Genomic DNA, 6,903 nt, shown 5'->3' with positions numbered 1-6,903 from the left:
GCGGTCGGGCTACCTCACGCGCTCAGGGCAGCGTGCGGTCGTACGTGTCGCCGTACGACGAAACTGCTGTCGACGTCGAGGGTGGCGCGGTCGATCGTGCCGATGTGGCCGTCGATGGCCTCCACGGAGAAGCCCGCCAGGTCCTTCCCACGGGCCGACACCTCAGCGCTCTCCCGATAGTTCCAGGCGTCCCAGGTGCGGGTAGCCATGGCTTTCTCCTCTCGTTCGAGTGTTGCGTGCACCTCCCTTCCTACCCACCCCATTCGTGGCCTCAAACGTCCTTCGCGGACGGATTGTCACCAGGCCGTATGCCGCTGGGCGGGCTCGCCGGTGCCGTGGCGGCAGGTGCCAGGCGGCCCTCACGACGGCGGGCGCGCAGGTCGACCGCGCTCGCGACGAGGGCGAGGGACATGACCGCGGCAGCGACCCGGAGGGCCATCGCGGCCGCACTCGTCCGGTCTCCGGACGCGGTACCGAGGGCGAAGAAGATCGACCCGATGAGGGCGATGCCGGCGGCGGTGCCGAGGCGCTGTCCGGTCTGGAGGACCCCTGCGGCGGTGCCGGCGCGGTGGACCGGCACGTCGTGCAGGGTCAGGGTGATGTTGGGCGAGATGACGAAGCCGCTGCCGATCCCGCCCACGAGGAGGGGGACCGCCAGCGCCCAGCCGAGGCCCGGCCCGTCGACGGTGGTGAGCACGACGTCGACGGCGACGAGCCCGATGAGCGAGAGCGTGATGCCGCCCGTGACGAGCAGCCGTCCCCACCGGTGCACGAGACGCCCACCCAGCGCTGACCCCACAGCCGACCCAGCGGCATACGGCGTCACCATGAGGCCCGCAGCGAGGGCCGAGTAGCCCAGGCCCTGCTGGAAGTAGATGGTCAGGACGAAGAAGATGCCCGTGAACCCGGCGAAGTACACGGCGCTGACGATGGCGCCGGACGGGTAGCCGGGAATGCGGAAGAGGGCGACGTCGACGAGGGGGCTGCGGCCACGGGCGACGTAGGAGCTCTCCCAGGCGACGAAAGCCGCAATGAGTCCCGCGCCGATGAGGCCGGTCCACCACGGGACCGGGAGTCCGTCACCGCGCCCGCTCTCGATGAGGGGCAGCAGCAGCGCCCCGACCCCGAGGCCGAGGATGACGACGCCGACCGGGTCGAGGTCGGGGCGGCGCTCCGGATGACGGCGGTGCGGGGCGGGCAGCCATCGCAGGGCGAGGATGACGGCCCCGGCGACGATCGGAAGGTTGACGAAGAAGATCCAGCGCCACCCGGCCTCGACGCCGAGCAGGCCGATGATGAGGCCGCCCGCGAGGGGGCCGACGGCCGTCGAGACCCCGATGGTCGCCCCGAGCAGCCCGAAGGCGCGGCCTCGCTCCCGCCCGGAGAACAGCTCCTGGATGAGGCCGGACACCTGCGGGTTGAGCAGGCCACCACCGATGCCCTGGAGCAGGCGGGCCGCGACGAGGACGCCGCTGTTCGGGGCGAGGCCCGCTGCGAGGCTCGACACCCCGAAGACGAGGACGCCGACGATGAACATCGTCCGTCGCCCGATCGCGTCTCCGGTCCGACCCGCGCCCACGAGCACGAGGCCGAAGGTCAAGGCGTAGCCCGAGACGATCCACTGGAGGTCGCTGGCGGTGGCCCCGATACCTGCCTCGATCGAGGGCAGGGCGACGTTGACGATGCTGACGTCGAGCAGGGTCATGAAGCCGGCGACGAGACAGACGGCGAGGGCCCGCCAGCGCCGGGGGTCCGGCCCTGCGTCCTGCGGGGCGGGTGCTGGGTCCATGTCGCCCATCATGCTCGGCGCCGTGCAGCTGGCCGGGTGGCTGTCCAGCGGCTGGCCCGCCGACCGGGACGGGGAGACACGCAGTCCGCCGGGCCCACGACCTGGCTCAGCGTCGCTCGTTGAACCGCTCGGCGGCCCGGCGCCCCCACGTCGTCAGGGCGTTCACGACGGGGGAGTCCAGCCGGCCCTGAGCCTCCCGACCCTCGATCGTCTCGTGACCGCCCCCCTCCGGGGCGCCCGGCAGCAGGCGACTGGCCAGACCCATGACCCGCGTCGTCGTCGCCGGCATGAGGCCACGCAGCCGCACGCCGATGTGGGTCAGGGGCGAGAGCATGACCATCGGCTTGCCGGCGAGCACGGCATCGACCATCCTGCGCGCGGCGCGCTCGGCGTCCATGGCGAGCCCGGGCAGGGAGGCGGCTGGACCGAACCAGCCGAACTCCTTCTCGGCGTTGCCGGTGAAACCGGCCCGCTCGTGGGAGCCCGTCCGCATGAGACCGGGCACGATCGTCGTCGCCGTGATGCCGGTGCCCTGCAGCTCGGCGGCCAACCCGTCGGAGAAGCCGACAGCGCCGAACTTGGCCGTCGCATAGGGCAGCAGGTGAGGAGGCGAGACCATGCCGCCGATCGAGGTCACCGTGCCGATGTGTCCGTGGCCGCGCTCTCGCAGATGGGGCAGGACCGTCAGTGCAACGTTGATGGGCCCCCAGGTCATCGTGTCGATCGCGTCCTCGAAGTGCTCGAAGGTCATCGACTCGGCCGGGCCGACCTGGATGATCCCGGCGACCGTGACAACCGTCTCGATGGGCCCGACCGACGCCTCGACGTCCTCGACGAGCCGGCGAACCGACTCCCGGTCCCGCACGTCACAGACGCGGCTCTCGGCCGGAGGTGGGCCGGTCAGGTCACCGCTGTCACCATGCACGTCACCGGCTACGAGGGCTCGGTGGCGGACGAGCTCCAGCTGCTCGACGGCGGACTGGAGCTCCGTCTCGGTGCGGGCTGCGACGACGACTCGACGGCCGCGCCTGACGAGCTCCTTCGCGACGAGGAGCCCCAGGCCGCGAGAACCGCCGACGACGAGGGCTACCGGATGGGACGTCATGGTGGGTGGCCTACCCATCCTGCGTGGGTCCACGCACGCCCGCGTGGCGGACCATCGCGCCGGGCCCCGGTGAGTGGACGGCGCGACGGGTGCTGGACCGCCCGAGGACATCGCTGGGTACTGTCGCTTCATGGCGCTCAACACCCTCGCCGTCGGCACTGCCGGCCCGCGCATCGCCTTCCTCCATGGCCTCTTCGGGCAGGGACGCAACTGGAACCAGATCGCGAAGGCCCTCGCGGGGCCGGACGGAACCGAGGCGCAGTGCCTGCTCATCGACCTGCCCGACCACGGCCGGTCCCCGTGGACGGAGGAGTTCTCCTTCGAGGCGTATGCCGACGCGGTGGCGGCGACGTTGCGGGAAGCCGCCCCGGGGGAGACGTGGGCGCTCGTCGGGCACTCCCTCGGCGGCAAGACGGCGATGGTCGTCGCACTCCAGCACCCCGAGCTCGTGGACCACCTCGTCGTCGTCGACATCGCCCCGAAGGACTACGGCTCCCTCGAGCGGTTCGAGGGCTACATCGAGGAGATGCGCAGCCTCCCCCTCGACGAGATCGAGACCCGGGCCGACGCGGAGGAGCGCTTCGAGGAGCCGCACCCCGGGGTCAAGGCCTTCCTGCTCCAGAACCTGCGCTCCGACCGGTCGGACGGGCGTCCACGGTGGCGCTGGCAGGCCAACCTCGACCTCTTCGCCGCGGACGCCGCACGGGGCCACGAGTCACGGATCGCCGGGTGGCCGACGTCCGTCGACGCACTGCCGCCCTACGAGGGCCCGGTCCTCTGGATCGCCGGCGGCGAGTCGCCCTACATCGACCCCGACGACAGCGAGACGATGCGCCGCCACTTCCCCCTGACGCGACAGCTCACCATCAAGGGCGCCGGCCACTGGGTGCACACGGACGCCCCGGAGATCATCGTCGAGGCACTCCGTCGCGTCCTCGGTCGAGACGACCCGGACTGAGCCCTCGATGACGTCGGTCCGCCCCGAGGGTGCAGCACGGGCGCTCAGAGGATGCGGCGGCCCATCGCCCAGGCGGTGAGCTCGTGCCGGGAGCTCAGCTGGAGCTTGCGCAGCACCGAGCTGACGTGCGTCTCGACGGTCTTCACCGAGATGAAGAGCTCCTTGGCGACCTCCTTGTACTGGTAACCGCGCGCGATGAGCCGCATCACCTCGCGTTCGCGGGCCGACAGCCGGTCAAGCTCCTCATCGATCTCGGCGACCTCACCGGCCGCGGCCCCGAACGCATCGAGCACGAAGCCGGCCAGACGGGGGCTGAACACGGCGTCACCGTCGGCGACCCGGCCGATGGCGGTGACGAGCTCGTCGGCGTTGATCGTCTTCGTGACGTAGCCACGGGCGCCGGCGCGGATCACGGCGATGACGTCCTCGGCCGCGTCGGACACGGACAGGGCAAGGAAGCGGACCGGCTGGGCGGCCTCGGTCTGGACGCCGGCGCAGGCGCGGATGACGTCGGCGCCGCCGTGGCCGTCGCCCCCGGGGATGTGGACGTCGAGCAGCACGACGTCGGGCCTCGTCTCCTTGATGACCGTGGTGGCCGACTCGACGGCGCCGGCTTCGCCGACGATCTCGAGGGTGTAGGCGGACCCTGGGGGGCCCGGCCTCCCTGACCCCCCGCTCCCCCCAGCCGGGCTCGTCGCGCTCGCGAGCTCGGCTCGCACTCCCGTGCGGAACATGTGATGGTCGTCGACGAGGACGATGCGGATCGTGCGCGGCTGGGTCATGCCTTCTCTTCCTGGGGTGTGTCGGTGCGGCTCGGGTCCTCGGTGGGGCTCGCGTCCTCGGTGGTGCTCGGGTCCGCGGTCCGGCCGGTGGCGGTGGGGCCGTCGGCCGGTCGGGGATCGGCCGGTCGGGGATCGGCCGGCTCGGTGACGGGCAGGCGCAGCTCGATCTCCGTGCCGTCGATCCGACGGCGGATTGTGGCCGACCCGCCGTGACGTTCCATCCGCCCGATGATCGACTCCCTGACCCCCGCCCGGTCGTTGGGGACGTCGTCGAGGTCGAAGCCGGTGCCGTGGTCGCGGACGAACGCCTCGACGGCGGTCGGACCGACCTCGACGTAGGCGGTGACGGGCGGCTCCCCGTGCCGCACGGCGTTCCAGGCTGCCTCGCGGACCGCCTTGACGAGTGCGTCCAGGTGCTCGTCCATCGGTCGGTCCCCGGTGACCACGAGCTCGACGGGGACGCCGTGGAGGTCCTCGATCTCGTCGAGGGCCGACGTCAGCGCGCCGCCCAGCGTGCCGGCCCGAGCATCCTCGTCGTAGAGGTAGGAGCGGAGCTGTCGCTCCTGGGCGCGGGCCAGTCGCGCCACGATCGCCGGGTCCGCTGCGCGCCGCTGGATCAGCGCCAGGGTCTGCAGGACGGAGTCGTGCAGATGAGCGGCGATGTCGGCGCGCTCGGTGGCGCGGATACGGGCCGCCTGCTCCTCCCGGAGGTTGCTCCAGAGCCGGAGGATCCACGGCGCCGCCAGCACGGCGACGCCGACGAGGGCCGCGAGCACCGCTCCGGCCACCTGCCAGATCTCGCCGACGTCGGTCTGTCCGACGAGGAGCCCGACGAGGCCCAGCGTGGTGAGACTGAGGCCCACGACGAGCCAGATCCACTGCACCGGCCTGCGGGCACCGATGGGGTCGGCCTCGTCGAGCTGGGACCAGAAGAAGATCGTGCCGATGACGATCGCCACCACGGGCAGCAGCACCTTCGGCTCGATGCCGATGCCGGCGCTGCCCATCCACAGGGCTGCTGCGATGGCCAGGGCGAGGACACCGAGCAGCGTGACGATGACCGCCTCGTTGCCGCTGCGGAGCCAGGTCTTGAGCGACTTGAGGCTCGGGAGGCCACTGCCCGCGCGGCCCGAAGCGGCGAGTGCGCCGCCGGCGCCCGCCCCGGGCGGCGGGGCGACCTCGAGAGTCGGATCTGCCGGTGACGGCGCCGGGTCGAGGCTCCCTGAACGCATCGTGGCCCAGAGAAAGGCGTAGACGGCCAGGCCTGCGCCGAAGGGGATCGCCGTCGCGATGAAGATGATCCGGATGACCTTGACGGGCACGCCGAGGTGGACAGCGAGACCCGCCGCAACACCACCGATGACGCGACCGCTGGTGGGCCGCACGAGGGGCGGACGCGGCGCCGGCGTCCGTAGTACCGGCGCGTGCGGCTGGCGCTCGCTCGGCTGGGTTCTCGTGGTCACGCCTCCATCCTGACTCACCGACGTGCATGCGGGCGACCATCCGAGCAACCTTTGGGGGCGCTTCAGGGTCCGTTCAGGGTCGACCCTCATGGTTGCGGCCACCGTGCGGGGAGAGGCTTGAGCCATGAACCACCAGACTGACCCGACCTCCAAGGGGCACGGCCTCGACGGCCTCTATGACGCCCTGCGTCGCCCCGGCATCGCCCGAGCCTCCGACGGCCGGTGGTTCGCGGGCGTCGCGTCCGGACTGGCTCGCCGGCTCGGCATCGACCCCCTCGTCGTCCGGGCCGGGTTCATCCTCCTCGGGCTCCTCTTCGGCATGGGCCTTGCGGTGTACTTCCTCCTCTGGCTCCTCATGCCGGACGAGCGAGGCCGCATCTCGCTCGAGCAGGCACTCAAGTACGGCGAGGGCCATTCGATCTTCCTGCTCATCGTCACCGCGGTCGTCGTCTTCGGGGGCGGCCCGTGGTTCGGCAACGACAACTACGGTGGGTTCCGCTTCTTCGGCTTCGCGGCCCTGGCGGTCGGGGTGTGGTGGTTCCTCACCCGCACCGACGCCGGCAGGGATGTGCTCAGGTCGGCCCGGTCGTCCTGGTCGCAGTCGCCCGGTACCACCCACCCGCCCCAGGGAGGGGAGGCGGCGACCACGACGGCCACCGGCCAGCCGGTCCCCACGACCTCGGCCGGCCTGTCGACCGGCAACGCTGCGGCGAACGCCGGGGCCGCCAGCTGGCCGCCACCGAGCGGCCACCCGAGCGGCCACCCGAGTGGCCACCCGAGCGCGCCACTCACGGTCACCGTCCCGA

At 72.0% G+C, this 6,903-nt stretch carries 7 protein-coding genes; 2 read left to right on the top strand and 5 right to left on the bottom strand.

Annotated features, from left to right (window positions below; all coding sequences use genetic code 11):
* Positions 1-14: 14 nt before the first annotated feature.
* From LOY02_RS02970 to LOY02_RS02960, 3 genes are all read right to left on the bottom strand, one after another.
* Positions 15-209 carry a hypothetical protein gene (locus tag LOY02_RS02970; protein WP_317180839.1) on the bottom strand — a complete coding sequence of 65 codons (195 nt, stop codon included), beginning with the start codon at positions 207-209 and terminating at the stop codon, positions 15-17.
* A gap of 62 nt (positions 210-271) precedes the next feature.
* On the bottom strand, positions 272-1,789 hold the full coding sequence (locus tag LOY02_RS02965; RefSeq protein ID WP_317180838.1) for an MFS transporter: 1,518 nt from the start codon (positions 1,787-1,789) through the stop codon (positions 272-274).
* A 106-nt stretch (positions 1,790-1,895) separates the two neighbouring features.
* Positions 1,896-2,894: an SDR family NAD(P)-dependent oxidoreductase gene (locus LOY02_RS02960; protein ID WP_317180837.1), complete on the bottom strand. Its 999-nt coding sequence runs from the start codon at positions 2,892-2,894 to the stop codon at positions 1,896-1,898.
* Positions 2,895-3,024: 130 nt separating this feature from the next.
* Between LOY02_RS02960 and LOY02_RS02955 the strand changes: the two genes are divergently transcribed.
* Entirely contained in the window at positions 3,025-3,852 is an 828-nt protein-coding gene (locus tag LOY02_RS02955) for an alpha/beta fold hydrolase (protein WP_317180836.1), read from the top strand.
* A gap of 44 nt (positions 3,853-3,896) precedes the next feature.
* Here LOY02_RS02955 and LOY02_RS02950 read toward each other — a convergent pair whose 3' ends face one another.
* Together LOY02_RS02950 and LOY02_RS02945 are read right to left on the bottom strand one after the other, a co-directional pair.
* A complete protein-coding gene (locus LOY02_RS02950) occupies positions 3,897-4,634 on the bottom strand; it encodes a response regulator transcription factor (protein WP_317180835.1) in 738 nt (245 codons plus the stop codon).
* The gene (locus tag LOY02_RS02945) at positions 4,631-6,097 is read right to left on the bottom strand and encodes a PspC domain-containing protein (protein ID WP_317180834.1); all 1,467 of its coding nucleotides are present in this window, start codon (positions 6,095-6,097) and stop codon (positions 4,631-4,633) included. The genes LOY02_RS02950 and LOY02_RS02945 overlap by 4 nt, the downstream gene beginning before the upstream one ends.
* Before the next feature lie 124 nt (positions 6,098-6,221).
* Between LOY02_RS02945 and LOY02_RS02940 the strand changes: the two genes are divergently transcribed.
* Positions 6,222-6,903, top strand: a 682-nt coding sequence (locus LOY02_RS02940) for a PspC domain-containing protein (protein WP_317180833.1), incomplete at its 3' end; no start/stop codon positions are given.

The organism is Intrasporangium sp. (assembly GCF_032907665.1).
Taxonomy (GTDB): domain Bacteria; phylum Actinomycetota; class Actinomycetes; order Actinomycetales; family Dermatophilaceae; genus Intrasporangium.
This window is presented reverse-complemented; position numbering and strand designations above follow the sequence as displayed.

Coding starts and splice junctions, on each gene's coding strand:
- LOY02_RS02970 (WP_317180839.1), bottom strand. CDS start 209: ATGGCTACCCGCACCTGGGACGCCTGGAACTATCGGGAGAGCGCTGAG.
- LOY02_RS02965 (WP_317180838.1), bottom strand. CDS start 1,789: ATGGACCCAGCACCCGCCCCGCAGGACGCAGGGCCGGACCCCCGGCGC.
- LOY02_RS02960 (WP_317180837.1), bottom strand. CDS start 2,894: ATGACGTCCCATCCGGTAGCCCTCGTCGTCGGCGGTTCTCGCGGCCTG.
- LOY02_RS02955 (WP_317180836.1), top strand. CDS start 3,025: ATGGCGCTCAACACCCTCGCCGTCGGCACTGCCGGCCCGCGCATCGCC.
- LOY02_RS02950 (WP_317180835.1), bottom strand. CDS start 4,634: ATGACCCAGCCGCGCACGATCCGCATCGTCCTCGTCGACGACCATCAC.